Here is a 26,865-nt window from a genome sequence, read left to right as displayed (position 1 = left end):
CCGGATGGCAGCAAAGAACGTAACGCTGGAGAATACCAGGTCGCTGAGATCACGCGGCAAATTGTCGAGAAGCATATCCGACGCTTCCTGCCGGAGGCATTGGGAAAAACCGTTTCCTGAGGCCCGCTTCCAGGATGGAAGATGTCAGGAAGCCCAGGGGGCACTCTCCGCTTGCAATAGTCTCTTGTATTGTCTAGAATGAGACATTGGGCTGGATGAGATCGGTGGACAACGTCAATCATGAGGCGCATGTAGATCTGCGGGAGCGTGTCAAGGAACTATCGTGCCTTTACAATATCGCCCATCTTGCCAGTCAGAAAGACATCGGAATGAGCGAATTGCTGAAAGGAGTGGTGGAGGGCCTTCCGGCGGCCTGGTTGTATCCCGAAACCGCCTGCGCAAGAATAGTCCTCGACGGTTGTTCTCACTCCACCAGCAATTACCGGCGCCTGCGGCATCGCCAGACGGTACCTGTGGTGATCAGTGGGGATATACGGGGCTACATCGAGGTAGGCTATCCCGACAAGAGACCGAGAAGGGACCGTGGACCCTTCCTCAACGAAGAGCGAAACCTTCTGGAAGCTGTGGCGAAGGAGGTCGCGATCGTCATAATGCGAAAAGAGGCGGAGCAGGACAGATCGAAACTCGAGGAACAACTCAGGCACGCCGACAGGTTGGCTACCGTCGGGCAACTCGCTGCTGGAGTTGCTCACGAGCTCAATGAACCGCTCGGGCATATACTGGGGTTCGCGCAACTTGCACAAAAATGTCCCGAGCTGCCAGCGCAGGCCAGGGCGGATATCGAAAAGATACTGTCCACGTCCCTCTATGCCCGGGAGATAGTCAAGAAGCTTCTTATCTTTGCCCGCCAGATCCCACCTCAAAAAGGAAAGGTGAATGTCAATCACCTCGTTGCTGAAGTCCTGGCTTTTTTGGAATCGCGCTTTGCCAGCAACGGAGTCAAGGTGGTCTGCCGGTTTTCACCGGATCTTCCCGAGATCGAGGCAGATTCCTCACAGCTCAAGCAGGTGTTTGTCAATCTCATTGTCAATGCCCTGCAGGCCATGCCGGACGGGGGCGATCTGAGGGTCACAACACAAGGAGAACACCGAAGGATCTCCGTCGTAGTGGAAGATACCGGCGTGGGGATGGAGCAGGAGGTCCTCGACAAGATATTCACCCCTTTCTTTACCACGAAAGAGATCGGATTGGGCACCGGACTTGGACTGCCGGTATCACATGGGATCATTGCATCACACCAGGGCACGATACGGGTAAAAAGCCTGGCCGGCAAAGGAACGGTGTGCACGATAGAATTGCCCGTCAGGAGGGTGAGACCGCACAGGAATGAAGCGAGCGATGAACTCTTCTGACCGCAGGGACTGCATCCTGGCCGTAGACGACGCCCCGGCAACACTGGAAGTTCTCCAGAGAAATCTCGCCGCCGAGGGATATGTTGTGTTCACCGCGGCCAACGTGACAGAAGCCATCAAGATCCTCGACGCGACCCCCATCGACCTCGTAGTTACAGATCTGAAGATGCCGGGATTGAGCGGCGTCCACCTCGTGAGGCACGTTCGTGAGAACTTCCGCGACATGGAAGTAATGATAATCACGGGCTACCCGAGTGTGAAGGGTGCCGTGGAGGCGATGAAGACGGGCGCTGAAGAGTACCTGGTAAAGCCTTTCACCGATGAGGAGCTTCTATCTGCCGTGGCCCGGGCCCTCAACAAACTCCACATGCGGAAGACAAACGATAGACCCCCGAAGCAGAAACCCGGTGCGGTCGACGGCCTTGTTGGTGAATCCCCGGCAATGGCCACGATCAGGGATTTCATCACCAGGGCGGCACGAACGGCTGCGACGGTGCTGATCTTCGGTGAGAGCGGTACCGGAAAAGAGCTCGTGGCAAGAGCTATACACTACCGCAGTAAAAGGGTCTCCGCACCCTTTGTCCCCGTCAATTGCGGGGCTATTCCCGAAGAGCTCCTCGAGAGCGAACTCTTCGGACATATCAAGGGTGCCTTTACGGGGGCCACCGAGACCCGTGCCGGCTTCTTTCAAACAGCCGACGGGGGAACCATTTTTCTTGACGAGATAAGCGAAACAAGCCTTGCCATGCAGGTCAAGCTCCTGCGCGTTCTCCAGGATAAAGAGGTCTGCATGGTCGGTTCCGGCCGTACGAGAAAGGTGGACGTGAGAATCCTTGCATCCACGAACAAGAATCTGCCGGCTCTTGTCGAAAAGGGGCTATTCCGGGAAGACCTCTTTTATCGCATCAACGTGATCAATATCGATCTACCCCCGTTGAGAGAGCGGAACAATGATGTGATCCTCCTGGCACAACACTTCATGACAAAATACTGTGAGGAACTGGGAAAACCAGTTCTTCTCTTCTCTGATCGTGCGCTGCAGATACTCCGAAAATACCATTGGCCCGGTAATGTGAGAGAACTGGAAAATGTGATCCAGCGGCTGGTGGTCATGACAGACGAGGATCCCATAGATGCCCCGGACCTCCCCGAACTGATGCGTTTCTCCGCTCTCAGTGAAGGAAACCTCAGCCGCACTCTCGCCGAGGTCGAGGCCGACTATATTCAAAACGTTCTGGTGAGCGTCAGGGACAACAAGACCAGGGCGGCCGAGATCCTCGGGATCGACAGGAAAACTCTTCGCCAGAAGCTTTCGAGAATAGAAAAACCACATTCCTGACAAAGGTCCGTGCCGAGACCGGGGTATCTCTCCCCGGTGGTGCAGAATTACCCGGAAATTTGTGTCCCGGCGAGACCTGCCTGGTGCCCTTTCCTATTCATTTATCGTGTAACGGATACTGCTCGTAAACCTTCAAGATACTATGGAGTTCCGCGTGACCGCCGGAAAGGGGGGACCGGCGTCCGCTTGCGGGAGATCATCGCGGCAAGGAAAATGCATCGCTCGTTCCGCAAAAGCAATTGACCGAACCGAAAGGGAGACGCCCATGAAAAGTATGACCAGATCCGGGAGCGAGAAGGCTAAGCCTGTGCCCTCTCAAGCGAGCAGTTACGGGGGGTTATGCCCCAATTGTGTAAACTTCGACATATGCTCTCTTGCAGCTGAGTCGGGGAGGCAAGTGCTCTATTGCGAGGAGTTTGCCAGCGACGATGGTATCCCGGCGCTGGCCTCGCAGCCCGTCCAAAGCCCGGTCGATGGTGAGATCGTCCGCGAGGATGCCCGGCAGAACGGCGCGGCAGATCACGCAGGGCTGTGTGCCACATGCAGGAACCGGGATGATTGTGTCTTCTCGAAGCACGAAGGTGGTGTGTGGCGTTGCGAGGAGTATCGGTAGAGGATCATTGGCGGGAAACTCGATGAATAAGCTCTCAGGAGAAAGTCACATGGAAACGGAAGATATTCTGAACATTATTCGCAAAGGTAAAGGCAAAGCGGAGATCATCTCCATCCTTGAGGACATACAGGAGAAATACACCTATTTGCCCGAGGAAGCATTGAGACTTGTCGCTGTCGAAACAGGATGTTCATTGACGGATGTTTGCGGCGTCGCCACTTTCTATAAAGCCTTCAGCCTGAAGCCGCGGGGAAAACACTGCGTGTCCGCCTGCCTGGGGACGGCCTGCCACGTCCGCGGTGCCGAGACTGTTGTTGCCGAATTCAAACGACAACTGGATCTGGAACCGGGCGAGACGACCCCTGATAATGAGATAAGCTTTGAAACGGTGAATTGCCTTGGCGCATGCGCGCTGGGTCCGATAGTGGTTTCCGACGGCCACTACCACGCGAACGTGACAAAGAGGGGCGTCAAGGACATAATCGAAGCGACCAGGGCCGGGACCCTGGGATCGATCGGTGGATCAAAGGATCGCGGGTTCTCTTTCGAGGCTTCCTGTCCTCGATGCGGGCGGAGCCTGATGGACATCGCGTATCCCATCGACGGACATCCTTCCATACGGATCAATGTCGTGACTTCTGCGGGAACCGGGTGGATGAGGTTGCCATCCCACTACGGCAGCTTCGTGAAGGTCCTGGAGCATGTCGTCTCCGAGGACGCGCTTTTGACACCCCTATGTCCCCATTGCGGCTCAGATCTTCAGGGTGACTTCGACTGCCTGGAGTGCAACGCCCCCATGGGGACGATGAACGTGGATGGAGGGGCGGGGATCATCCGTATCTGCTCCCGCAAGGGATGCAACGGACACATGCTTACTCTGAATGGAGCAACGATCTGATGAACGAACGCAAGAGCAAACTCACGTCGATAGATGCATTCATGACACTTAAGGCACGACTTGCCGCTCATAACGACACGGATGCTCCGACCATTGTCATCCCTGCGGGCACGTGCTGCCAGGCAAGCGGGGCCAATCTTCTGATACGCGCTGCCAAGGGAGAACTTCTTCAGAAGAAACTTGCCGACAAGGTTCACCTCCGCATCACGGGTTGCCACGGGTTCTGCGCCATGGAACCATCGATACTGGTGGAGCCGGCGCGGACGTTCTATCCGAAGGTCAACCCTGATGATATGGCAAGGATCATCGAAGCCATATCAAAGGGGGAGGTCATCAGGGAACTGCTTTTCGTCGACCCGGAGACGGGCGAGCCCATCGAGAAACAGGACGACATACCCTTTTTCAGGAAACAGGTGCGGACGGTAATAGGACGAAATGAGAAGGTCGATCCCATCCGTATCCTCGACTACATCGAGAACGACGGCTATCAGTCCCTTGTGAATGTCATTTCCCGGGGGGATCCCCGGTTTGTCATCGACGAGGTGAAGGCATCGGGGTTGAGGGGCCGTGGTGGCGCAGGGTTTCCCACCGGCCAGAAGTGGGAGCTCTTTGCTTCACAAGGGAACAGAACCGCGAAGTATCTCATATGCAATGCCGATGAGGGCGATCCGGGGGCCTACATGGATAGAAGCGTTCTGGAAGGCAACCCTCACAGCATAATCGAAGGAATGCTCATCGGTGCATACGGCACGGGTGCGACAGAGGGCATCATCTATGTGAGAACCGAATATCCCCTGGCGATAAAGCATCTGAACACGGCCATCAGACAGGCGCGACATGTGGGTCTCCTGGGGAAGAACATCCTCGGAACAGGGTTCTCTTTTGATATAGAGATCGTGAAAGGCGCGGGCGCATTCGTATGCGGAGAGGAAACGGCCCTGATAAGGTCCATTGAAGGCCATATGGGGGAACCACGGCAGCGGCCCCCCTTTCCCATAGTGAAAGGTCTCCATGGAAAACCCACGATGATAAACAACGTGGAAACGTGGGCCAACATTCCTGTGGCAATAGCCATGGGAGGACGGTCATTCGCCGCTCTCGGGACGTCGGGGAGTTCGGGCACGAAGATCTTCAGTCTCGTCGGCAAGATCAAGAACACCGGGCTTGTCGAAGTGCCCATGGGAATGACCCTGAAGGAGGTTGTCAGGGATATCGGGGGCGGACCGGCGCATAAGGCCGAGATCAAGGCGATCCAGACCGGCGGGCCATCCGGCGGGTGTATCCCGGCGTCGAAGTTCGATCTGACGATCGACTACGAGACCCTGAAAAGCGTCGGTTCCATAATGGGATCGGGCGGCATGATCGTTATGGACAGCAATACCTGCATGGTGGACGTAGCGAAGTACTTCATGGGTTTCCTGAAGGATGAATCCTGCGGCAAGTGTTTCACCTGCAGGAAGGGCACGCAAAGGATGTATGAGCTCCTTGAGGACATAACCGTGGGAAAGGGAACGTCCGACCATCTGGCCCTCCTCGAAGAACTGGCCCTCGCGGTCAAGGATACGACAATGTGCGGACTCGGTCAGTCGGCTCCCAACCCCGTTTTGAGCACACTCAGGTACTTTCGCGAGGAATACGAACGGCATATCCGTGACAAGCGGTGCGACGCCTTTGTCTGCAAGCAACTGGTGGGGGCACCGTGCCAGGCGGCCTGCCCTGTGGATACAGAGCCGTGGCGGTATGTGGCCCTCGTGGAGAAAGGGGACTACGAGGAGGCGTACCGGGTCATACGCAGCGCAAACCCCCTTCCCGCGGTGAGTGCCCGCGTGTGTGACAGAAAATGCGAAAGCCGGTGCAATCTTGGTGTGGGCGACGGGGAAGCCATAGCCATCCGTGCGCTGAAGCGCTTTGTCACCGACCGGGTTGACGCGTCGGTCTACCGTCCAAAACCCGGAGAGATCAAAGACGAGCGCGTAGCCATCATCGGAGGAGGCCCCGCGGGATTGACCGCCGCCCATTCCCTTTCGCTTCTCGGCTACAGGGTCACGATCTTCGAGGCGGGAGACCGCCTTGGAGGCATGCTGACATGCACCCTGCCCGCCTACAGACTGCCGTCGCACATTGTCAGGGAGGAAGTAGAAAGCCTTCTCAATGAGAATATCCACATAGAGTACAACCGTGCGCTTGGAAGGGACATGACGATAGACGATGTCCTGCGCACGGGGTTCAAGGCCGTGTTCATCGCCACGGGGGCTCATGAAAGCTGGCGCCTCGACCTCGATAACGAGGATGTCGACGGGGTCTACCCGTCAATAGACTTCCTCAAGAAGTCCAAAATGGAGGGCGTTGAGCTTGCCAGAGGCCATGTCGGAGTGATCGGCGGTGGAAACTCGGCGGTGGATGCAGCGCGCGTGGCACTTCGTCAGAAGGATGTCACGGGCGTGTCCCTCCTCTATCGTCGTACACGAGACGAGATGCCTGCTTATGAAGAAGAGATCGAGGCAGCGCTTGAAGAGGGCGTGCGGATCGAGACGCTGATCTCTCCCGTGAAGATAAAGGTGCGTCAGGAAGAGATCGAGACGGCCATAAAGGAAGGTGTCGAATTGCACACCCTTGTCTCTCCCGTTAGAATCTACACGGAAGAAGGTCGCCTGGTCGGCATCGAATGCATGAGGAACAGGCTGGGAGAGGTCGATGCCACCGGGAGACGAAAGCCCGTGGAGATACCCGGAAGCGGGTTCTCGCTGGCGCTGGACACACTCATCGTCGCGATCGGGGAAAGGCCGGACAGCCGAGCTTTTGCCTCCATGGGCCTCAAAGTGGACGGCAACGGAAGGATAAAGGTCAATCCCAGAACACTCGAGACAAATCTTGAAGGGGTTTTTGCGGGCGGCGACCTGGTAACCGGTCCCAACACTGTCATAGATGCCATTGCCGCCGGGAAAAAGGTCGCCGGGGTCATTGATCGATATCTTCAGGGCAGGCAAGTTGAGGCACCTTTACAGGCGACGCTACCGTCCGTGTTCATTCCACCGGCCATGGTTGATGATTCCGAAGCCGGTTTTACAGGCCGGGCCGTCCCTCCCGCGGTTGCGCCCGAGAAGAGAATAAAGAACTTCATCGAAGTGGAAATGGCTTTACCCGAAGACGAGGCGCAGCACGAAGCAAGGCGCTGCCTGCGATGCGATCTCGCGTTCACGAGTGAAGCATCCGCGGATCAGTGAACGGTCGGATAAACTGGAGGTTTCACCATGATCACACTGACAATAAACGGACTGAGTGTATCCGTGGAGAAAGGAACAACGATTCTTGAAGCTGCACGCTTTCTCGGTTTTCCCATTCCCACCCTCTGTCACCACGAGGGGCTCAGCCCTTACGGCGCGTGCAGGCTTTGCGTTGTCGAGATAGGGGATGGACCGGGGGCAAGGCTTGTCTCATCCTGTACCTACCCGGCAGAGGAAGGATTGAAGGTCCGAACCGCCTCGGAGCGTGTCGTACGTGCGCGGAGGATGGTCATAGAGCTTCTCCTGGCGTCGTGCCCGCAGTCCAAGGTCATCCAGGACATCGCGTCTCAGCACAATGTCCGGCAACAGCGTTTTCGGCAGGAGCATGAGGACTGCATCCTCTGCGGGCTATGCGTACGCATGTGTGAAGAGCAGATGATGGCCAAGGCGATAGGGTTCCGCGGCCGCGGCAGCAACAGGAGCATAGGCACCCCATTCGATGTACGGTCCGATGTGTGCAGGCTATGCGGAGGCTGCATGCAGATCTGTCCGGCCTGCCAGCTGCGATGCACATATACCGAACCGGACAAGGCGGTTTGCGGAGGCTGCGCCAATCTGAGCCCGCCCTGTGTCGAGAAGGAACAATTCCATGACATGATGTGCTACATGTCGCCCTGCGTGGCGTGTGAAATAAGAAAAGATTAGACGAAAGGAGAGATATATATGTCTTTTTCAAGAGTGAACAGCTCAAGCGCAACCCTCACCAAGAACAGGACCGAGGATTCGATAACCACCGCTTCGGGCATGTGTGTGACATGTGTCGACGGTTGCATCGGTATGTGCGAGATAGGGAAGTCGGCATACCGCGGACATGAGGTGATATATCCGCAACCCTTTGGCGTCATCACCACCGCGGCGGAAAAGAGGTATCCCGTCGATTACTCGCACTTCAATATCATGGGCACGGCGACGGGCGCCCATGGCATCGAGATGGACAGCGACAAGGCCATTTTCCCGGCCGTTGACCTTGAGGTGCACATAGGGAATGACGGAGGGTTGAAGTTCCGCTATCCCTGGATCATTTCGGGCATAGGCTCCACCAATATCGCCAAGAACAACTGGGAAGGACTTGCTATAGGTTCGGCTCTGTCGGGGACCGGTCTCACCATCGGCGAGAATGTTGTGGGAATGGATCCAGGGGCCGTCTTCAAGGACGGAAGGATCGTCGACACGGTGGACCTGAAACGCCGGGTGAAACTGTACAAGGACCATCAGCATGACGGTTACGGCGCGATAATCGTGCAGGCAAACGTCGAAGACGGCCGTTTGAAGGTGCAGGAGTATGCCATCGAGAAGCTCGGTGTTGAATGTGTCGAGCTCAAGTGGGGCCAGGGCGCAAAAGATATCGGAGGAGAGGTCAAGATAAAGGACCTGAAGCAGGCGCAGATGCTCCATGAGCGCGGCTATATCGTACTGCCGGACCCGACCGATGAGAACGTGATAGAGGCCTTTCAGATGGGGGCGTTCAAGGAATTCGAGAGGCATTCGCGGGTGGGAATGGTAACAGAGGAATCATTCGCCGCGACGATAGACGGTCTGCGTAAGGCCGGCGCGAAATACATCTTCCTCAAGACCGGGGCATACCGTCCTGCCGATCTGGCACGGGCGATCTCATTCTCCTCCAAGTACAAGCTGGACCTCCTGACGGTGGACGCCGCTGGCGGCGGTACCGGAATGAGTCCGTGGCGGATGATGAACGAATGGGGCGTGCCGCCAGTCGAACTCCACTCCCTGGTATATCAGTACGCGAAGCGGCTTTCAGACAACAACAGGTACCTGCCCGCCATCGCGGTAAATGGGGGATTCTCCTTCGAGGACCAGATATTCAAGGGCCTCTCTATGGGCGCACCGTTCGTGAAGATGGTGGGAATGGCCCGCGCACCGATAGCGGCCGCCATGGTGGGGAAGACGATAGGGTTGTCTATCACGGCGCAACAGGTTCCTGTCTACATTGAGCGATTCGGCAACACCAAAGACGAGATCTTTGTCACCGCCAGTTCTCTGCGCAAGGAATTGGGCAGCGACGCCTTCGACAAGCTGCCGACCGGCGCGCTCGGGCTATACACGTATTATGAGCGGTTGGCTCAGGGACTCCGCCAGCTCATGGCAGGGAGCAGGAAATTCTCTCTGGAACACCTCTCACGAAACGACCTGGCCGCATTGACGCGGGAGGCAGCGGAGATCAGCGATATCCAGTACATCATGGACGTTGATAGATCGGAGGTTGATGGCATCCTGTCCTGAAAGGGTACAGCCGGGCTCCAGGATAAAAAAGGGGCAATTCCCAAGAATATCATTAGCGAGGCCCATGATACCTGGCTATGGAATAGGACACCGCCTCGGGATCTAGGCATATGTGGCACTCGTGCGGAGACTGAAGAAAAAGGTAGGGAGGACTCATGCGGTTGTCTTCAAAAGAGCACTGCGAGCCCTTCCACACACCCAGTCGGTGCAAAGGCTCCAAGGTGTGCGTATCCTTCGCGCACTGTTGCTGTGGAGTCTGGCTCAGCCCCGGAAACCCGGTGTTCTCAACGATATGGATAGGTCGAGCATGGACTCCGACGGATTACGCAGGAGCCTTGTGGCGGCCTGCGGGGACACATGTAGTTAGTGGGCATTCTTGAGAGATCAAGACTGCTCAAGCGTCGACCGAAGAATAGTTCAATCTCTTGAGAAAGTTTTCTCGGCCCGCTCGCCGCGGCGGAGTACTTTGGGGACGCCCTTCACATCTTCACATTCTCTCTTCTACCGGGTCTGAACGAGCAATGATGGTTGTTGGTGGTATTAGGAAGATGTTATCCCTCTCTCCCGAGGATGTCAATAACGGCCGTGTCTCTTTTCGGACCTTCAGATTCAATGTCTACACGATGTTCCTTTGATCTTGCACTTGGAAGGCGAATGTGAAGATGTGAAGGGCGTCCCCAAGGTCTGTGAAGGCGACCTTTCTTGAGATTAGCCATTATGGTTTCGCCTTGAATTCCGCGTCCAATTCCTCATCGTCCCATTGGACTGCGGGCACCCCATATTGACTGCACCGCAGCAGGAAGGAGAAACGGGAAGACTCGGCAAGCTGTGCGGCCTGCCCGGATGTGAGGCGTCCCAACTCAAACAGCTTCACCGCGAGAAGGAATTTCGCTTCCCTCTCAAAATCATCGGTACTCAGATTCATTGTCGCAAGGACCGATTCAGGGTACCGTATCGATAGACTCTTCATAACAACCTCCCGAATTGATTAACATAATACCACATTCACCTGTTCGATGACCACACACATTCACAATGGCCTTAACTTTTCCAGCGAGAAGAGGTCCGGAGAATCCTCCGACAGCTCTCCTGTTAAGATGACCACCAGATGCGGTCGTGGCAGTATACTGTCGGAGAAGGCTGTTGTTCCTGCTGGGAACGCGGTGCACGGACAGGGTGACGAGACACCCCAGAAGAGGGGGGGCTAGGTCTCAGTACTTTGGGGCCCTTCACATCTTCACATTCTTCTTTTTTCTAGGTCTGAGCGAGCAAAGATGATTGTCGATGTATCAGGCAGATGTTATCCCTCTGTCCCGAGAATGTCAATAACGGCCGAGCCTCTTTTCGGGTTTTCAGATTCCACGCTTACAAGACGTTCCTTTGATCTTACACGGATGCCGAATGTGAAGATGCGAAGGGCGTCCCCAAGGGTCCTCATTGCGCTGTTTCTCCGTACGTTTGCAGCAGTTCGGCCGCCTCATTATGATGATTGCGCAAAGCCAGGGAAAGCGCCGTCTCTCCTTTGTCCTGTCCGTAAGATATCCGTGCTTCCCGATCCGCCCCCGCCGACAGCAATTCCCGCACGACAGCCGTATTTCCGCGGGAAGCGGCCCCGATCAGGGCGGTGGTGCCGTCGTCATTGCTGTGGTTCACATCGGCGCCGGAAGCAAGAAGTAAACGAACTGTTTCGGCAGATCCGCCGCCTTCATGTAGAACGCCCATGCTCGCCATTATCAAGGCCGTGCTGCCGGTTCCATCAATGGCATTTACTCGGGCGCCTTTTTTCATCAATATTTCGACTGTCTGGGTATGACCGCGTAACGCGGCGGCCATGAGAGGCGTCTCGCCTGTATCACTGGTCGCATCGACGGCTGCACCTTTTTCTATCAACCAGGTGAGAACCGCCCGGTGTCCGCCGGAGGCAGCCATAAGCAAAGCGGTATCGGAATAATTCGACCTGGCGTGTATGTCCGCTCCGGCATCCGCCAGCATCCGTACAATATCCAGATGGCCACCGGAGGCAGCCATCATCAGGGAAGTTCGGCCCTCACTGTCCCGGAGAGAAATGTCGGCGCCGCGCGCAATAAGAACCTTCACCACATTTCCGTGTCCCTTATAGGACGCCCACATCAGTGCGGTATAACGCATCAGCGTTAATTGCCCGTTAAGCTCACGCGCGTTGACCGCCGCACCCCGCTCAAGCAGGCTTTCAACCTGGGCGGCATCCCCCCGTTTGGTTGCGGCAATCAACTGCTGATCGAGATTTACTGCAAATCCGCAGGCGGAGGGAAGCACCAGAACAACCAAAAGCAAAATCCAACCTCTTCTCCCCGCAGCGATGGTCTCTTTCATTTGGTCAGGGCCTCCATCAACTTCTTTCCGTCAGCAGACGGCTCACATTCCTGAAAATAGCGTTTCAGCCACGATTTTCTGTCATCCGGCTGCGCCGTCAGTCGTTTTATAGGAGCGCCGTTGAAACGAAGGAAGTCTTCACAAGTCAGCCCATTGATGCCGTAGGTGAGACGAATCTCCTCCGCTGTCATTTCGGACTCAAACGTCGACAAGGTGAAATCGTTGCCTGCTTTATCGCGAACATAAACCGCGTTCTTTCGGGTTGCAAACAGGTAAATATCCTCGAAGGATTGTCCGTCCAGAAGAAAGCGATAGCCCGTGTATTGGGCCTTGTATAAAATCCGGATGCAAAGGTTATTCGATTTTGCCTTCTCCACACGCGCCGAAAAGTTTCGACATAGCGTTGTGGGGCCGGGGCACTCATGGCCGCGCGACGGCAGACTGAGAACTTCCTTCATGCCGTCCGAGAACAATTCATACCAGCGTTCGTAGTACAAGGAAACCCCCGTCCCGGAGAAACCCTGCGCGGTCATGACAAAATATGCTGCGTTTCCCAGTGTTTCTGTCCGGTGCTCGGGCATGTCATAGCGGGCAAAGTCATGATCGGCATATCCGATCAACCGCCAAGGAGTCTCTTTTGACTTTGCTTTATCTATTCGCTGAAAAATGAGGAATCTGCAAGAACCCCACGGTTGATAGATTTTCAGGGCCACCAGTTTGTCTTTGCGGTTCTTCCATGCAAGCGGATGAATTTCGGCCCGGCAATCCTCGCATTCGTCGAAAATCGCATGATCGTCCGGCTCAATGCCCACTCGCGGATAAACCGTCGACAACTCTGCAGGTATACCCAGTTCCCGCCAAATAGGGCTGAGCTCTGAAGAATTGCCGGCCGCAATATATTGCTGAATTCTGTAAGGAGATACCGGAAAGCCTTCGGCGAAGCTACTCCCCCCGCACAAAAAGGTCATTAAAGAGACGATCAATATTAGCCTGATCGGCGTCATGCTTTTCCCCCTGAGTATCGGTTTTCACTAAAAACGGTTACGGCGCAGCCGGCAGCCTAATGGAGTCCGGTATGCCCGGCAGTCTTATCCAGTGGCTGCGTTGTTGAGCCGGGGCCTTTCTTCCGGACGAAGCCCCGTCGTCCGAATGCGCAAGACGATTCGCGCATCTTGTTCAGGAACGCCTGTGAAAACGAGGGCTCCCCGCGCCTTTTGTGCCCATCCGGCTCCGTCAAAGCCATCCGGACGGATGCGCTCAATCCCGGGAACGGGGATCAATTTCTTGCCGCGCCTCGTCAGGAGTTCCGCTTCCAGCGTACGAGGAACCTCCCAGGTGTTGCCTCCGATGTAAAGAGCCAGTCTCTGTCCGGCCCGGACATTAAGGAGATGAAATTCAGAAAAGCCGCCGGCCGCGCCCGGTGTCAATTCCAGCCATCCGCCTGGTCCCTCCCGGGGTGCGGACACCGCGTGAGTTTGATCCCGGGTGTTGCCGGTGGCGGCATAGGGCAGCGGAATACGGTTTGGTCCGGCCGGTGTGTAAGCGTCAACGCCGGCATTCAGCGCCTCCATCAACGGCGGATGGGAAGATGGCGTGCCGTCGTAGGTTGCAAAAGCCGTGTGTTCCCGATGATCAGAGGCATTCGCCGGAAAGGCCGGTTGGGAATATCCAAGGCAAGAGGCAAGAACAAAAATAAAGGCGGGCCCGAGGGCTGATGTTTTCTCCCGGGTTGTCATTCGCATCCTCCTTCAGCGGGATTATGTCGATCAATTACTATCCTCTGCGGGCGGCGCAGTTGGATGATTCGGCATTACTTCACCACTGGCAATGGCCGCCAGGCCGCATCGGTTTTTGTATTCGGCGGACCAACAGGTTGAAGGTCTCTGAATTCCTCCACCCTGCACAGGAAAAGGCCCGCAGGAAGCCGTGCGTAAAAGACAAATCGCTCATCGCCAGGTTCGGGAATGGCATAGACTCCGTCTTCTTTGCCCCGGACGAGCACATACCGGTATCCGCCGTAAGTTCCGGAGGCGCTCTGGGGATCATTGAGCCAGGAGACGGGTAATTCATCAGCTAAAGCAACCAATTCCTGCGACCGGTAAGCTCCCGGTGTTTGATTTAGACGCCGGCAAAGCTGTAGTACCGTCGTTGCTTTCGTTTCCGGGTCCCGTGCGTCTATTTCCACCAGAACAGACCGCAATGTTCTAAGGATTCTCAACGCGTCCGTCTCGGCCGGCGTGAACTTTACCGTATTGACGGGAAGAGACTCCCGGCAACCGCACAACAGCGTTAGCATCATCAGAATAAGAAGAGGGATAGAATGAAATTTCGCCTGCCTATTCTTTATCATCCATCTTTTGCGCGTCATCTTTTTTCATTTCGGAACTGGTAATTAAATATACGCTCTACTCATTTTTTATCCATAAAGGCCCGGACGGCCCGAACGCGATATTTCGGATACTTGTTGCCGTAGAGTTGTTTGCCGTTGGTAAAATTAATATTCCAGGCGTAACGGCCGTTGCTGGTTTCAGAAGAAGACCAGTATTCACCCATGCGCAGATCGCCTTGCCCCTGCTGATACAAGACCGTATAAACCAGATTAAGCTCTTCGCGTGACGGGAGGAACCAGTCGTCCTTGCCGCCGCCGCGATATTCGGCGCATTTCCGCGCGGCGGTGTCCGGTTCATCGCAGGTCTTTATAATGGCTTTTGTATTTGCCCTGCCTTTGCCGATGGCTGTATGGCGGGCTTCCGGTATGGATGTTCCATGGCAGCCCCATTTCACCAGGCCCTTATGACGCCAGCTTGCCGGAGTTTGATCTTCGGGCGCGGCTTCCAGGTATCTCCAGCCTTCCGAATTATCCCCTTTGTCATAAATGATCCAGCCGCCGGCCGGGCCTCTGTCGCCGATGGCGTAAGGACCTTCACTTTTGATGACAGGCGTCTGGGGTATTTGAGGCGTTGAGGCGCAGGACATTAAAACAGCAGCTCCCGCAAGGATGAATAGCGAAAACAGACCTTTCCTTATTGGTGTAATCCTCATAAATCCTCCGGATTATTTGTGCTTTTTTGTGCCGGGCCTTGCCTGTCCGGTTCCCGTTCCGTCGTATTTCACATGATAAAGACCAAATCATTTCCCGCTGTCCTTGAAAATTTCGGAACGAAGCGTCTGGGTAATGGTTCCGGTTTGGAGATCGACACGGAAAAAGCGGTCATAACCGATCTTTCCTTCGGCCATTCCGGCACGCGGCGGCGGACTGGGCGACCGGTCCAAAGCCGGGCTTTCTTTGATCGTGGGGATTTTGACTTCGGTGCGGCCCGGCGCACCGGCTGTTTTTTTGCCGAGATAATTCTGATAGTCTTTATCGGGCTCTTTGCTTGCCTTCCCTTCCGGTGTTGCAAACCACTTTTCGATGGTCAGAATGTCCTTGTGAGATGTCTGAACGAATGTATAGGGTCCCGGGTTCCACATCGGACCCTGGCGCAGCCAGAACGACCCTTTTTCACATACCTCTAAGTGTTCTTTACCGTCTTGCGCATATAGGACAATGATCGAATTGTCCGCAATTCGCTTTCCGCCGATGTAAAAATAGAGGGCGTCGCTGGAAAAAACAACAGCGTAAACAGATGAAGCAATCCCCCCTAGAAAAAGGAACAGAAATGTGGAAGCGAATAAATGCCTTTGCATGTTTTTCATAATGTGGTTTCTCCCCGATCCGGAATATGAATGTTTTACCCGGCCTTGACGTGCTCGATAGAGGTACGCGCGATGGCAAATCGAAAGCAAAACACTTATACATATTACGCAAGTCCATTCGCAATACCGGCCAAAATCCCTTCTGTCATAACGCGCACCATCGATCTTCGCCGCCTGGCGTTCGCTTCGAGGTTTTCTGCTGGATGGGCTACCGCGTATGAGGCATCGGCGAGCGACGCGATGAGGTCCAGGCCCAACCTCTTTCCCCCGGCTATCTCGCCAGCCTTTGCCACAACAACCGGCGAAGATGAGACGCCTGTCAGACGCAGCCTGAAATCTGAGATTGCTTTCCCTTTTATGTTCACCGCTGCTACCACTCCTGCGAGGGGAAAATCCATCCCGTTGCGCAGACAATATTTTCTATATACCATGCCTGTTCCTTTTTGCAAAGGGACTTTGGGGACATCGCATCTTCACATTCTTCTATTTTCAGGTCTGAACGAGCAACGATGATTGTCGATGTATTACGCAGATGTTATCCCTCTCTCCCGAGAATGTAAATAACGGCCGCGCCTCTTTTCGGGTTTTCAGATTCCATGCTTACAATACGTTCCTTTGATCTTGCACGGATGCCGAATGTGAAAACGCGAAGGATGTTCCCAAGGTTCTCGAACGTCAGGGGTTGAACCGTTCGAGAGATCGTTCTCATCCCTCCGTGTCCCGATTCTTCGTCAGGAAAAGTAATATGCATCTTGTAGAGATCATCCCTTTATGAAAAGGAGGACAAGCATGACCTGCAGGAAGGCCACGTACAAGAACCATAAGGGCACAAGGAGGGTCACCTACGAACATGACGATGGCCATACGGTGGTCCATGAGGGCGGGTCCCGTTCATGGAGGATATACATGTCACGAAATATATTGTTGATGGGTTTCATAGCATTGGTTCTCTTTTCGTCGGCAAGGATGGCGGACTCAAAGAACCAATGGACGGATCAGGAATCGATACGATTTGCCGAGGATCTCTTCTTCCTCGTCGAAACCATAACGAAGGATACGGGACCCGATTCTCGGGTTTCCCTCGAATCCTATACGATCCACGGCGGAACGATACGGATCATGGAGTTCAGGTTCCCTGATGACAGGATCATATCGATCAGAATCCATCGAAATGTCGCCGAAGAGGACAGTGCATGGCTGGAGCCCATTTCACCGATGAGATCCTTCTTCGAGAAGAGGCCGGGCAAGCAGCCTGCAGGGCGTCCCTGACATGCCACGCAAATCCCGCATAGATGCCGCAGGTGCCCTGCATCACGTCATTGCGAGAGGCATCGAGCGGCGGGTGATCTTCCGTGATGATTATGACAGGGACCTCTTTCTCGACCGTTTCGGCGTGATCCTGGACCAGACGAAGACGCACTGCTACGCCTTCACCCTCATCCCGAACCACTTTCATCTGCTCCTCGGGACGGGACAGGCGCCGCTCGCACAGGTGATGCGGCGCCTTCTGACGGCCTATGCGGTCCGGCACAACAGGCGTCACAAGAGGTCCGGCCACCTGTTCCAGAACCGCTACAAGTCCATCCTCTGCCAGGAGGAATCCTATTTCCTGGAGCTCGTCCGCTACATTCACCTCAATCCCCTTCGCGCCGGCATCGTTGCCACGACGGAGGATCTGGAGGATTTCCGGTACTGCGGTCACGGTCCCATCCTTGGCAGGTGCGCGAACTCATGGCAGGACGTGCACGGGGTGCTCCGTCTCTTCGCTGACGAGACATCCCTCGCAAGGACAGCGTATCTGCGCTTCGTGAAGGAAGGGGCGACGGCCGGACGCCGGGATGACCTCGTGGGAGGGGGTCTCATCCGCAGCAGCGGTGGCTGGACGAACGTCCTGGCGATGCGCCGTGAGAATCTTTTCAGGAAGTCCGATGAACGCATCCTAGGCGACGGGGATTTCGTGGACAGGGTGCTCTCTGAAGCAGAGGAACGGATGGAGCGCAGATACCATCTCAAGGCCATGGGATTCGATATAGAAAGCGTCGCCGACCACGTCTGCCGGCTCCTTGCCATCGACAGGGAAGAGTTCTTCACACCGGGAAAGGAACCGGCGAAGGTCGTCGGACGGAGTCTCTTCTGTTACTTCGCGGTCAGCGAACTCGGCGCGAACCAGTCAGAACTCTCCCGCTATCTCGGTCTCTCCGCTGCGGCGGTGAGCATGGCCGTGAAACGAGGTCAGAAACTGGTTGAGGAAAGAGGATACAGCTTCCCCTGACCGCTGACAGGGTAGGAAAAAGCTGAGAATGTGAAAATGCCAGGGATCCCCGAACTCGCCTGGATCATTATCTGCAATTACCGGCAAGAAAAATGCAATTGCAGAATATACAAGTTGGTATATAATATGTCTTGAATGAAGGAACTGAGATTTGTGGGTTCAAGCCTGGATGACCTTCGGGATTTTCCCGGTGAAGCGAGGCGCGCTGCAGGGTTTGAGATCCAAAATGGTTTGGAGCCAAGCGACTGGAAGCCAATGCAGACCATTGGAAAAGGCGTAAAGGAGATTCGGATCCATGTGCTTGGCGAATGGCGCGTCATCTACGTGGCGAAATTTGGCGATGCAGTGTATGTACTGCACGCCTTTCAAAAGAAGAGCGGTAAGACCAATCGCCGGGACATCGAACTCGCCCGTCAACGGTACGGGCAGATTGGAGGTAGGTCATGAAAAAAGACATTGTCCCGTCCTCGGGTAATGTCTTCGCGGATCTGGGTTTTTCACCGGAGGAAGCGGCAATACTTCAAATGCGTGCCGATCTTATGGCGGATCTCAGGAAGTTCATCACGGCCAAGAAGCTGACGCAGACAAGAGCCGCAGAGCTTCTCGGGGTGAGTCAGTCCAGGATTTCCGACCTTACACGCGGCAAGTGGGAAAGATTCAGCCTCGAAATGCTTATTACTCTGGCCACCAGGGCAGGAATGCGGGTAAGTCTGAAGACGGCGGCGTAAGAACAGGCAGGGGGCACTCGGCGTTCTTGGTTTCTATTGAAACACCCAGACCGTATCCTGTCCGACGCCGCACGCTTCCCCGCTATTCTTCCTGTTATTTTTGGCAGCAAAGTAATATATTCTTATAGTGCATTCAAGGATCGTCGGAATAGTGATTGTCACGATGGGAGGGGCATGATGACCAAAACAATATCGGAGAAGAATACAAAGACCGAGATCATCGAAGCTTACAATGAGGTGCTGGCGAAGCTGAAAGAACAGAAGGCGGTGAACCAGCAGGCCGTGAAGAAGGAAACGGAAGTGAAGGAATCGCTGAAGGAGGCGTCGGCCAATTCGATAGATGATATCGTGCGCAACCTCGCCGGACTCAAGGTCCAGATCGTGAAGACCATAGACGATCTGGAAGAAAAGATGATAGCCGAGTACCGGAAGTTCTCGGGATTGCAGCAGGCCGCCACGGAAGAGGCCAGGATCCTTGACGAACTGTACGGGGTCCAGGCCGAGGCCGACAGTCTGGCCGCACTCGTGCAGGCCCAGAAAGAGAAGAAGGCCTCCTTCGAGGCGCAGATGGAACAGACGAAAGCCTCCTTCGATGAGGATATGTCTGAAAAGCGGCAATACTGGAAAAAGGAGCAGGAGGAATTCGACCTTGCGAAGAAGGAGCGGGATGCCCAGCTGAAAAAGGACAGGCTCCGCGAAGAGGAGGAATACAGCTACAATCTCCAGCTTGCCAGGAAGAAGGACGCTGATGAGTACGAGGCAACGAAGACAGCTCTGGAAAAGGAACTTTCCACGAAGAAGTCCGCGCTTGAGAAGGACTGGTCCGAACGGGAAGCGGTGCTGTCGTCGCGGGAAGAAGAATTGTCGGAACTCCGGGATAAGATCGCGGTATTCCCGAAAGAACTGGAGAAGGCGATCAAGGACACGGAGAAGACGGTAACAGAAAGGATCGAGTTCAAATTCAAACATGAGATGCAATTGATCCAGAAAGAGACGGAGGGCGAGCAAAAGCTCCACGAGCAGGCGGTGGAGGCATTGCAGTCAAAGATAAGGGAACAGGAAGAACTGATACGGCAGCTGACGCAAAAGGCGGACGAATCAGTACAGCAGGTCCAGACCATAGCCGTGAAGGCGATTGAAGGCGCTTCGGCCCAGCGGATCGTGACGGAGAGAGTGAAGGAAGCCTGAGTGCCGACGCTGGTCTGGAAGACTACCGCGTTGTTGAGTTTGCTTTTCTGTTTCAATGTGCTACAATTGTAACAGAGGTGAATAACATGAGCATAGCGATCCGTATAGACGATGAACTATACAACGAGGCCAAAAAGAGTGCGGAAGCCGAAAGCAGGACCGTTCCCCTGCAGGTGGCTTACTGGGCCCGGATCGGAAAGGCTGCCCTGGACAACCCGGACCTTCCGGGTGAGCTGATCCGGGACATCCTGGCAGCGAAAAAGCAGGGCGAGTTCGAGCCCTTCGAATTCCGCTCTGAAGAATGAACATTGTCCAGTCGCCATATTTCCGGCGCGTCTACAAGAAGCTTCACCGTAATCAGGTCAAGCCGGTCAACGAGGCGATCAGGCATATCATGTCGGATCCAATATGTGGCGAAGAGAAGAAAGGCGACCTGGCCGGTGTGCGGGTGTACAAATTCCGTGTCCTTGACCAGGAGTTCCTCCTGGCTTATGAGTGTGATGAAGAGGCGCTCTTCCTGCTTGGCCTGGGTGTCCACGAGAACTTCTATCGGGACCTGAAGAGATGAGGTGGTGGAACAGTTCGATCTTTCCCCCCCCGATATCGATACAGGGCATGGGTGTGGAACGGAGCCGAGAGCCGAGGGGACGCGTAAATAATCTGACTTTCGGGATGGTATAATTACAACAGGTCACCACAAAGCAGTCTCCGGCTGATTTGTGGTGAGATGCTTAAAGCCGAACCACAAAGAGACGCTCGTGAGCAATCCAAACGATACACATCTGAAATCGGTCGGTTACATACTGTGGATATTCGGCTTCACGGGTTCCCACCGGTTCTACTATGGCAAACCAGTCACGGGTACGATCTGGTTCTTTACCTTGGGACTTCTGTTCGTCGGATGGATCATTGATCTTTTCCTCATCCCCTCTATGGACCGTCAGGCCGATCTCAGGTATCACAGCGGCAATCTTGACTACACGGTAGCATGGATCCTGCTGACATTTCTCGGATTGTTCGGCATACACCGCTTTTACATGGGAAAGTGGCTTACGGGGATCGTTTATTTGGTCTCGGGCGGGATCTTCGGCATAGGTTACCTCTATGACCTTTGGACCCTGAATGACCAGGTTTCGTTAATAAACAGCGGACGCTGACACGGGGCACCCAGGGGTCCGTTGGCAGCACATAACTCAATTCTCGGGTGCTTTTCGCGTCATTCTTTCAGAACCCCGGAGATATCCGGAGACCGTTCGACTGTGAGGCCCCCTTGAAAGAGAAAAGGTCTGGAGATGAAGATGGCACTGTGCTCCGGACATCATGACGGGGCGAGGGTTAGCCATGAAAGAACAAGACAGGGTAAAGACCGAGATCAAGGAACTGCTCTCCGCAAGGGAGTGGGCCAAAACAAGGGAGTTGCTTAGCGATACTCCAGCGCCGGATATTGCCGATCTCCTGCCGGATATGGACAAGACGGACAGGATGCTTCTCTTTTCCCTCCTGCCCCGGCAACTGGCAGGGGAGGCGTTCTCGTACCTTGAATCCAGGAGGAAGGACGACCTGCTCAAGGAACTAACGGACGAAGAGACACGTCGCCTGCTTGCCGAACTCAGTCCGGACGACCGTGCGGAGTTCTTCGAGGAACTGCCCGGCCTTGCCACCCAGAGGCTTCTCAATCTCCTGAACCCCAGAGATCGGAGACAGACCCTCCAGCTTCTAGGTTTTCCCCAGGAGAGCGTTGGAAGGCTTATGTCGCCTGATTACGTGGCCGTCCAGGCGGAATGGTCCATCGACCATGCCCTCAGGCATATACGCAAGAAAGGGAAGGACAGCGAGACCATCAACGTGATCTACGTGGTCGATCCATCGTGGAAGCTTATCGATGCCCTGGAATTGAGAAGGTTCATCCTGGCACCCATGGAGCAGACCGTGGAACAGATCATGGACCATAATTTCATCTGTATCAAGGCTTTGGAAGACCGGGAAGAGGCCGTGCGCATGATCCAGCACTATGACCTCGTCGCGCTACCCGTTGTTGATTCCGAGGGTGTGCTGCTCGGCACTGTCACCGTTGACGATGTCCTCGATGTGGCCGAAGAGGAGGCCACCGAGGATTTCCACCGGGTGGCGGCTGTTGCCCCGCTGAAGATGAGCTACCGTGAATCGGGTTTCTGGTCGTTATACCGCAAAAGAATAGGGTGGCTGGCGGCACTGATCGTTGTCAATATGGCTTCAGGCCACGTGATCGCGCGTCATGAAGAACTGCTGATATCATCCATCGCGCTCTCGTTCTTTATACCTCTTCTGATAGCAACCGGGGGAAACGCGGGGGCCCAGTCCGCCACGCTGATGGTCCGAGCCATAGCCACCGGTGACCTCAGGGCCGACCAGTGGCTGTGGGCCGTGGGAAAGGAACTCCTGGTGGGTCTGGGTCTCGGTGTGACCCTGGGTCTGGCGACGTGGTTCCTGGGATTCTATCGCGGAGGGTTTGACATGGCGGTTATCATTTTCCTGACCATGACGGCTATCGTTCTGGTATCGAACCTCATTGGCGTAGGACTACCTTTTCTGCTCAACAGGCTTAACATGGACCCGGCGGTCGCAAGCAGCCCCCTTATCACCACCGTGGTGGATTTTGTGGGGTTGACCATCTATTTCTCGATCGCTGTTAGAATTCTGTGAGTAGAACTCTTTTCTTACTTTTCTTCACGAAAATGAGGTGCCCGATCCTTCTGTGGGTTGAGTTAACTTGTTAACGAATGTCCCCCTGGGTCTCTCCCCAATGAGGATAATCGGTCTTACATACCCGGAGAATGAATGTACGGCCCCGGCCAGTACCCGCTCTCCATTGCTTCCTGCGCTTCAGTTCCATTGAGGAGATCGCAGTTCGGACCCTGGGAACGTATCTTCATTGAAAGATCATTGAGCAGATTCGGATCATTTCCAAGTTCCTTGAATATCGTGACGCTTCCGCCGGAGCGAAGCCTTTGGTCTCCGTAGCGCCATCGAGCCCCGAGAGTCGAACCCACGTATGGGGCATTCCTTCCAGATTGTAATAGACTCGTGCCTTACAGCTACCCATAATCATCTCTCCTTTCTTCTGTGCGGGGGCGGATCATCGGCGATGGTGGATATACCATTGCCAGACCATAGGGTACAGGGGCAACAATACGACTATTGTGCAAATCACGGTGCCAAGGATTGCGAGGGTCCGGCGGGATTCACGCAGCCGAATAGCTCTTATCCCGTGATAGAGTCCCAGGCGTGCCAGCATCCATGCCGGGATGGCGAGCACCCACAGGAACAGAAACACCCCGATAGGGTTTAACCCGACAAAGCATAAGAGAACAGACCAAAGGGCAAAAAGCATGGAACGAAAGGCGCGATCTTTTTCCACGAACTCCTCCTGCCATCCTGTGGGATTCAGGTATGAGGATATTACTTCCGGGAGGAAGAGAAAGTGCAAAACTTTTCAGGGGGGGTAACCGGCGGGGTGCTCCTAATAGTGCGGCATCAGTGCATCACGCACGTCGATGTTTGTCTTGTGATGTTTCCTTGCTGCCGGGTGATCATGAGGATCGATCCGTGCTATTCAGCTTCTCCCGGATTTGAAGTCTGCTTACTGTCGGGTAACGCCGGGGTTTAGCGGGAGCCGGACTTGTCAGCGATCCGATGCGATGACCTGTCATGTCCTTTTGCCGAGAGTTCCTGTTCAATCCTGTCGGACAGAAACACCTTGACCAGAGACTGGTATGGTACGTCGCGCTTGTTCGCCAGAAGCTTCAGTTCTTCAAGCATGGATTCAGGGAGGCGGAGAGAGATCGTTTTCACGGAGGGTTTCAGGTTGGCAAGCGTGAGTCTTCGCGCTTTTTTCCAGTCCACGTATTCGGTGGAATCGTGGGTTCTCCAGAAATCCCTTTCCTCTTCTTCACTTTTGAACCGGGGGATCTTCTTCATGGGTTTGATAGGCCCTCCTCTCTTTCCTGTTCATGTCTCTTGCAGATATGATCCGTACCTTGTCCCTGCGAACCGTGAAGACCAGGAACAATAGCCTGCCGGAGTCCGTCTGCCCTAACACGTAGAAGCGGTTCTCCTTCTCCGAGTGCTTTTCGTCATCGCCGGAAACGACGGGAATATTGAAGAATACCTGCTCGCATTCAACCGGTGTCACGTTGTGCCGTGCTTTGATCTTCTCTGAATTGTGCCTGTCCCATTCGAACCCGGTGCACTTCAGGAGAAGGTCAGATATCATGGTCAAAGTATATCTCTATAATATACACCTGTCAACCGGGGGCAGCCGCGGGCAGCCGGGGGCAGTTCAGGGGGTATCCCCCGGCACTGTTCTTTGCCATGCCTTACGGCGAAGGTTGCTTATTGATTCTGGCTGGGCTACAATTGCGCGGAATGAGTTGACAAGAATGAGGGGAAAGCGTGTGAACGGATCCGGATTTCGAATCGATGTGTTTCGCCCCGGCGACGCGGAAGGGGTTTCCGGGCTCTTCAAAGAGGTCTATGGTGACGGATATCCGGTAAACATAGTCTACGACCCTGAAGAGTTTACGAGGGCGGTCGACAGACAGGAATATATCCCTGTGGTCGCCCGTACTCCCGAGGGGGATATTGTGGGTTTCTCGTCCTTTTACCGGTCCGCTCCGAATCAGAGACTCTACGAGATGGGACTCAGCATGGTCTCAGCCGGGTATCGGAGCACAGCTGTCCTTGGCCTCCTGGTGCGCCGCCTCGTGAAGGTGGCTCTTGTATCGCCCGGCCTCGACGCCTTCTTCGGGGAGGTGGTGTGCAATCATGTCCTGATGCAAAAAAGCTCAGGCGTTTTCAAGGCCGTCGAGACCGCCATCGAGATCGATCTCATGCCTTCTGAAGCCTATGAAAAAGACGAGAACGTTTCAGGACGGGTTTCGACTGTCGTTTCCACAAGGACCATTGTTCCCCGGCCCCATACGATCCATGTTCCCGAGGTCTACGGCGATCACCTAACGTATATCTACAACGCATTTGATGACAGCCGCGCCTTCGAGCGGTCGGACGAAAGGCTGCCTGCCGACCGGTCCACCGATCTCACCGTCCAGATCTTCGAGTGCGCAGGGGTGGCAAGGATCACCGTCAACGAGGCGGGCTCCGATTTCGAGACCGTCCTGGACTCGGAAGAAAAGGCGGCCCAAAGCAGGGGCGTTACCGTAATGCAGGTATGGCTCAACCTTTCCTGGCCGTGGGTTGCCGGATGCGTCGAAGCCTTGCGCTCGAGGGGCTATTTCTTCTGTGGGCCCTTCCCCAGATGGTTCGGCGAAGACGGCCTTCTCATGGAGAAGGTGGAAGGACGGCCGAACTGGGAGGGGATCATCCTCTATTCCGAGCGGGCCCGGCAGATCCTCGAGTTCATCAAGGAAGACTGGGCGGTGGTAACCCGGAGGATGGAGGGCAGCTAGGGCGTCCCCGAAAATCAGAGGAAGCTGTTTTGCGAACCGGGTTGTGATAGAATGGTGCAGCAAGAACGCATCGAGAACGGGGTTGCGAAGGGACACATAGATGCCGGTTCGAGATTGTTTTTTAATTCTCCTGCTGTCGGCGTGCCTCCTGATGGGATTTGGAGCATCGGCCCGGGTGCAGGCGGAAAAGAATGCAGGCGGGACATCGGCGGTAAGGTCCGGGAACGATACGGGAATGTCCATAGCGCGTGCAGCCCGCCAGCAGATCGGTGTCACGACCACATACGATCCGGCTTATAGATCTATCGCCTGTCCCAATGGAGACGTTCCCGCGGAGAGAGGCGTTTGCACGGATGTTCTCATCCGTGCTCTTCGCTCCGGACCCGGTATGGACCTCCAGGAACTGATTAACGAGGATATGCGAGGGAATTTCAAAAAGTATCCCGCCAAATGGGGGCTCAAGGCGCCCGATACGAACATCGATCATCGGCGTGTGGCAAACCTCATGACGTATTTCGAACGCCGGGGATATTCCGTGCCCATCTCAAAAAAGGCAGCCGACTACAGGGCGGGGGACTTCATCGCCTGCATCGTGCCTCCCGGTCTTCCCCACATCATGATCGTCAGCGACAGGAAAAGCCCTTCGGGGCAGCCGCTTATCATCCATAATATCGGGGCAGGAACTAAAGAGGAAGACAGGCTCTTCGAGTTCCCCATCACGGGACATTACAGGATCAGGTAGATGAGAATATTGTGCGCGCCTATTCTTTTCCTTATCACCATTTTCTGCCTGGTTGCCGGGGCAGCCGAAATATCCCATGTCTTTCCTGTTCAACCGGCAAAGAGCGCGTCGTTCAAAAGGGGAGGGCATGGTTATCCGGGCATAGATATATTCGCGAAGAAAGGCACCGCCTTCGTTTCGCCCGTTCCGGGTACGGTCGAGGATGTCCAGGAGACGGATCTCTGGGAAAAGACCCGGGACCCTGCCATGAAGGGCGGAATATGGGTAAGCATTACCGGGGACGACGGGTACCGTTACTATGGGAGCCACCTGAACGGGATCGCCGCCGGCATAACCGTGGGTAAAAGGGTGAAACCGGGTGAGATTCTCGGGTACATCGGGGCATCGGGTAACGCGAAGCATACCCCGAGCCATCTTCATTTCGGGATATCGCTGGCATCCCGTCCGTATTCATACATCGTGCGCCGTGGAGAGATCGAGCCATATTTCTTCCTTGATTGTCTCCGTGGTAATCGCTGCGATCCCCGGAAGGCGCTCGATGACGCTGTCAGGAAGAGCGGATCGAGATGAGTGGAACCCTGGGGACATCCTTCACATCTTTTCTCTGCCGGGTCTGACGAGCAACGATGATTGTCGATGTACTGGGAAGACGTTACCCCTCCCTCCCGAGAGTGTCAATAACGGCCGCGCCT

At 55.0% G+C, this 26,865-nt stretch carries 29 protein-coding genes; 19 read left to right on the top strand and 10 right to left on the bottom strand.

Features of this window, described 5'->3' with window-relative positions; genetic code table 11:
- Nucleotides 1-215 precede the first annotated feature (215 nt).
- The 7 genes from GXX82_02185 to GXX82_02155 all read left to right on the top strand — a co-directional run bounded on the left by GXX82_02185 (nt 216) and on the right by GXX82_02155 (nt 9,751).
- Nucleotides 216-1,373, top strand: a complete 1,158-nt coding sequence (locus GXX82_02185; protein NLT21836.1) for a PAS domain-containing sensor histidine kinase — start codon at nt 216-218, stop codon at nt 1,371-1,373.
- A complete protein-coding gene (locus tag GXX82_02180; GenBank protein ID NLT21835.1) occupies nt 1,360-2,712 on the top strand; it encodes a sigma-54-dependent Fis family transcriptional regulator in 1,353 nt (450 codons plus the stop codon). The genes GXX82_02185 and GXX82_02180 overlap by 14 nt, the downstream gene beginning before the upstream one ends.
- Nucleotides 2,713-3,109: 397 nt before the next feature.
- Nucleotides 3,110-3,325 carry a hypothetical protein gene (locus GXX82_02175; GenBank protein ID NLT21834.1) on the top strand — a complete coding sequence of 72 codons (216 nt, stop codon included), beginning with the start codon at nt 3,110-3,112 and terminating at the stop codon, nt 3,323-3,325.
- Nucleotides 3,326-3,374: 49 nt separating this feature from the next.
- Nucleotides 3,375-4,223 (top strand): NAD(P)H-dependent oxidoreductase subunit E, encoded by an 849-nt coding sequence (locus GXX82_02170; protein NLT21833.1) that lies wholly within the window; start codon nt 3,375-3,377, stop codon nt 4,221-4,223.
- A gap of 41 nt (nt 4,224-4,264) precedes the next feature.
- Nucleotides 4,265-7,447 (top strand): FAD-dependent oxidoreductase, encoded by a 3,183-nt coding sequence (locus GXX82_02165; GenBank protein NLT21832.1) that lies wholly within the window; start codon nt 4,265-4,267, stop codon nt 7,445-7,447.
- 27 nt (nt 7,448-7,474) lie between these two features.
- Nucleotides 7,475-8,152, top strand: a complete 678-nt coding sequence (locus GXX82_02160) for a hypothetical protein (protein ID NLT21831.1) — start codon at nt 7,475-7,477, stop codon at nt 8,150-8,152.
- Nucleotides 8,153-8,170: 18 nt separating this feature from the next.
- Nucleotides 8,171-9,751 (top strand): FMN-binding glutamate synthase family protein, encoded by a 1,581-nt coding sequence (locus GXX82_02155; protein ID NLT21830.1) that lies wholly within the window; start codon nt 8,171-8,173, stop codon nt 9,749-9,751.
- A gap of 715 nt (nt 9,752-10,466) precedes the next feature.
- Here GXX82_02155 and GXX82_02150 read toward each other — a convergent pair.
- The 8 genes from GXX82_02150 to GXX82_02115 all read right to left on the bottom strand — a co-directional run bounded on the left by GXX82_02150 (nt 10,467) and on the right by GXX82_02115 (nt 16,230).
- Nucleotides 10,467-10,721: a UPF0175 family protein gene (locus GXX82_02150; protein ID NLT21829.1), complete on the bottom strand. Its 255-nt coding sequence runs from the start codon at nt 10,719-10,721 to the stop codon at nt 10,467-10,469.
- Nucleotides 10,722-11,185: 464 nt separating this feature from the next.
- A complete protein-coding gene (locus GXX82_02145; GenBank protein NLT21828.1) occupies nt 11,186-12,103 on the bottom strand; it encodes an ankyrin repeat domain-containing protein in 918 nt (305 codons plus the stop codon).
- Complete coding sequence (locus GXX82_02140) at nt 12,100-13,107, bottom strand: hypothetical protein (GenBank protein NLT21827.1); 1,008 nt, start codon at nt 13,105-13,107, stop codon at nt 12,100-12,102. The genes GXX82_02145 and GXX82_02140 overlap by 4 nt, the downstream gene beginning before the upstream one ends.
- Before the next feature lie 84 nt (nt 13,108-13,191).
- Nucleotides 13,192-13,839 (bottom strand): hypothetical protein, encoded by a 648-nt coding sequence (locus tag GXX82_02135; GenBank protein NLT21826.1) that lies wholly within the window; start codon nt 13,837-13,839, stop codon nt 13,192-13,194.
- Between the two features lie 74 nt (nt 13,840-13,913).
- Nucleotides 13,914-14,471: a hypothetical protein gene (locus tag GXX82_02130; GenBank protein ID NLT21825.1), complete on the bottom strand. Its 558-nt coding sequence runs from the start codon at nt 14,469-14,471 to the stop codon at nt 13,914-13,916.
- 41 nt (nt 14,472-14,512) lie between these two features.
- The gene (locus GXX82_02125) at nt 14,513-15,145 is read right to left on the bottom strand and encodes a DUF1566 domain-containing protein (GenBank protein NLT21824.1); all 633 of its coding nucleotides are present in this window, start codon (nt 15,143-15,145) and stop codon (nt 14,513-14,515) included.
- A gap of 87 nt (nt 15,146-15,232) precedes the next feature.
- Entirely contained in the window at nt 15,233-15,799 is a 567-nt protein-coding gene (locus GXX82_02120; GenBank protein NLT21823.1) for a hypothetical protein, read from the bottom strand.
- Between the two features lie 104 nt (nt 15,800-15,903).
- Complete coding sequence (locus GXX82_02115) at nt 15,904-16,230, bottom strand: hypothetical protein (GenBank protein ID NLT21822.1); 327 nt, start codon at nt 16,228-16,230, stop codon at nt 15,904-15,906.
- A gap of 358 nt (nt 16,231-16,588) precedes the next feature.
- On the opposite strand from GXX82_02115, the gene GXX82_02110 reads away from it, so the two are divergent.
- The 9 genes from GXX82_02110 (at nt 16,589) to mgtE (ending at nt 22,669) form a co-directional block, all read left to right on the top strand.
- A complete protein-coding gene (locus GXX82_02110) occupies nt 16,589-17,068 on the top strand; it encodes a hypothetical protein (GenBank protein ID NLT21821.1) in 480 nt (159 codons plus the stop codon).
- 1 nt (nt 17,069) lies between these two features.
- Nucleotides 17,070-18,071, top strand: coding sequence for a transposase (locus tag GXX82_02105; protein NLT21820.1), 1,002 nt, complete (start codon nt 17,070-17,072; stop codon nt 18,069-18,071).
- Nucleotides 18,072-18,206: 135 nt separating this feature from the next.
- Entirely contained in the window at nt 18,207-18,518 is a 312-nt protein-coding gene (locus tag GXX82_02100; protein NLT21819.1) for a type II toxin-antitoxin system RelE/ParE family toxin, read from the top strand.
- The gene (locus GXX82_02095; protein NLT21818.1) at nt 18,515-18,799 is read left to right on the top strand and encodes an XRE family transcriptional regulator; all 285 of its coding nucleotides are present in this window, start codon (nt 18,515-18,517) and stop codon (nt 18,797-18,799) included. The genes GXX82_02100 and GXX82_02095 overlap by 4 nt, the downstream gene beginning before the upstream one ends.
- Nucleotides 18,800-18,973: 174 nt before the next feature.
- A complete protein-coding gene (locus GXX82_02090) occupies nt 18,974-19,987 on the top strand; it encodes a hypothetical protein (GenBank protein ID NLT21817.1) in 1,014 nt (337 codons plus the stop codon).
- Between the two features lie 86 nt (nt 19,988-20,073).
- Entirely contained in the window at nt 20,074-20,292 is a 219-nt protein-coding gene (locus GXX82_02085) for a hypothetical protein (GenBank protein NLT21816.1), read from the top strand.
- The gene (locus GXX82_02080) at nt 20,289-20,555 is read left to right on the top strand and encodes a type II toxin-antitoxin system RelE/ParE family toxin (protein ID NLT21815.1); all 267 of its coding nucleotides are present in this window, start codon (nt 20,289-20,291) and stop codon (nt 20,553-20,555) included. Before GXX82_02085 ends, GXX82_02080 begins: the two co-directional genes overlap by 4 nt.
- A gap of 190 nt (nt 20,556-20,745) precedes the next feature.
- The gene (locus GXX82_02075; GenBank protein NLT21814.1) at nt 20,746-21,144 is read left to right on the top strand and encodes a TM2 domain-containing protein; all 399 of its coding nucleotides are present in this window, start codon (nt 20,746-20,748) and stop codon (nt 21,142-21,144) included.
- 184 nt (nt 21,145-21,328) lie between these two features.
- A complete protein-coding gene (gene mgtE / locus GXX82_02070) occupies nt 21,329-22,669 on the top strand; it encodes a magnesium transporter (GenBank protein ID NLT21813.1) in 1,341 nt (446 codons plus the stop codon).
- Between the two features lie 960 nt (nt 22,670-23,629).
- On the opposite strand, the gene GXX82_02065 is transcribed toward mgtE, so the two are convergent.
- Nucleotides 23,630-23,953 (bottom strand): hypothetical protein, encoded by a 324-nt coding sequence (locus GXX82_02065; protein ID NLT21812.1) that lies wholly within the window; start codon nt 23,951-23,953, stop codon nt 23,630-23,632.
- The gene (locus GXX82_02060; GenBank protein NLT21811.1) at nt 23,916-24,239 is read right to left on the bottom strand and encodes a BrnT family toxin; all 324 of its coding nucleotides are present in this window, start codon (nt 24,237-24,239) and stop codon (nt 23,916-23,918) included. The genes GXX82_02065 and GXX82_02060 overlap by 38 nt, the downstream gene beginning before the upstream one ends.
- Nucleotides 24,240-24,420: 181 nt before the next feature.
- On the opposite strand from GXX82_02060, the gene GXX82_02055 reads away from it, so the two are divergent.
- The 3 genes from GXX82_02055 to GXX82_02045 all read left to right on the top strand — a co-directional run bounded on the left by GXX82_02055 (nt 24,421) and on the right by GXX82_02045 (nt 26,743).
- Complete coding sequence (locus GXX82_02055; protein NLT21810.1) at nt 24,421-25,431, top strand: hypothetical protein; 1,011 nt, start codon at nt 24,421-24,423, stop codon at nt 25,429-25,431.
- A 100-nt stretch (nt 25,432-25,531) separates the two neighbouring features.
- Nucleotides 25,532-26,173: a DUF1287 domain-containing protein gene (locus GXX82_02050; protein ID NLT21809.1), complete on the top strand. Its 642-nt coding sequence runs from the start codon at nt 25,532-25,534 to the stop codon at nt 26,171-26,173.
- Nucleotides 26,174-26,743, top strand: coding sequence for a M23 family metallopeptidase (locus tag GXX82_02045; GenBank protein NLT21808.1), 570 nt, complete (start codon nt 26,174-26,176; stop codon nt 26,741-26,743).
- Nucleotides 26,744-26,865: the final 122 nt, after the last annotated feature.

It is taken from the genome of Syntrophorhabdus sp. (assembly GCA_012719415.1).
GTDB lineage: Bacteria > Desulfobacterota > Syntrophorhabdia > Syntrophorhabdales > Syntrophorhabdaceae > Delta-02.
The sequence above is the reverse complement of the archived record's forward strand: the minus strand, read 5'-3'. Positions and strand labels throughout refer to the sequence as shown.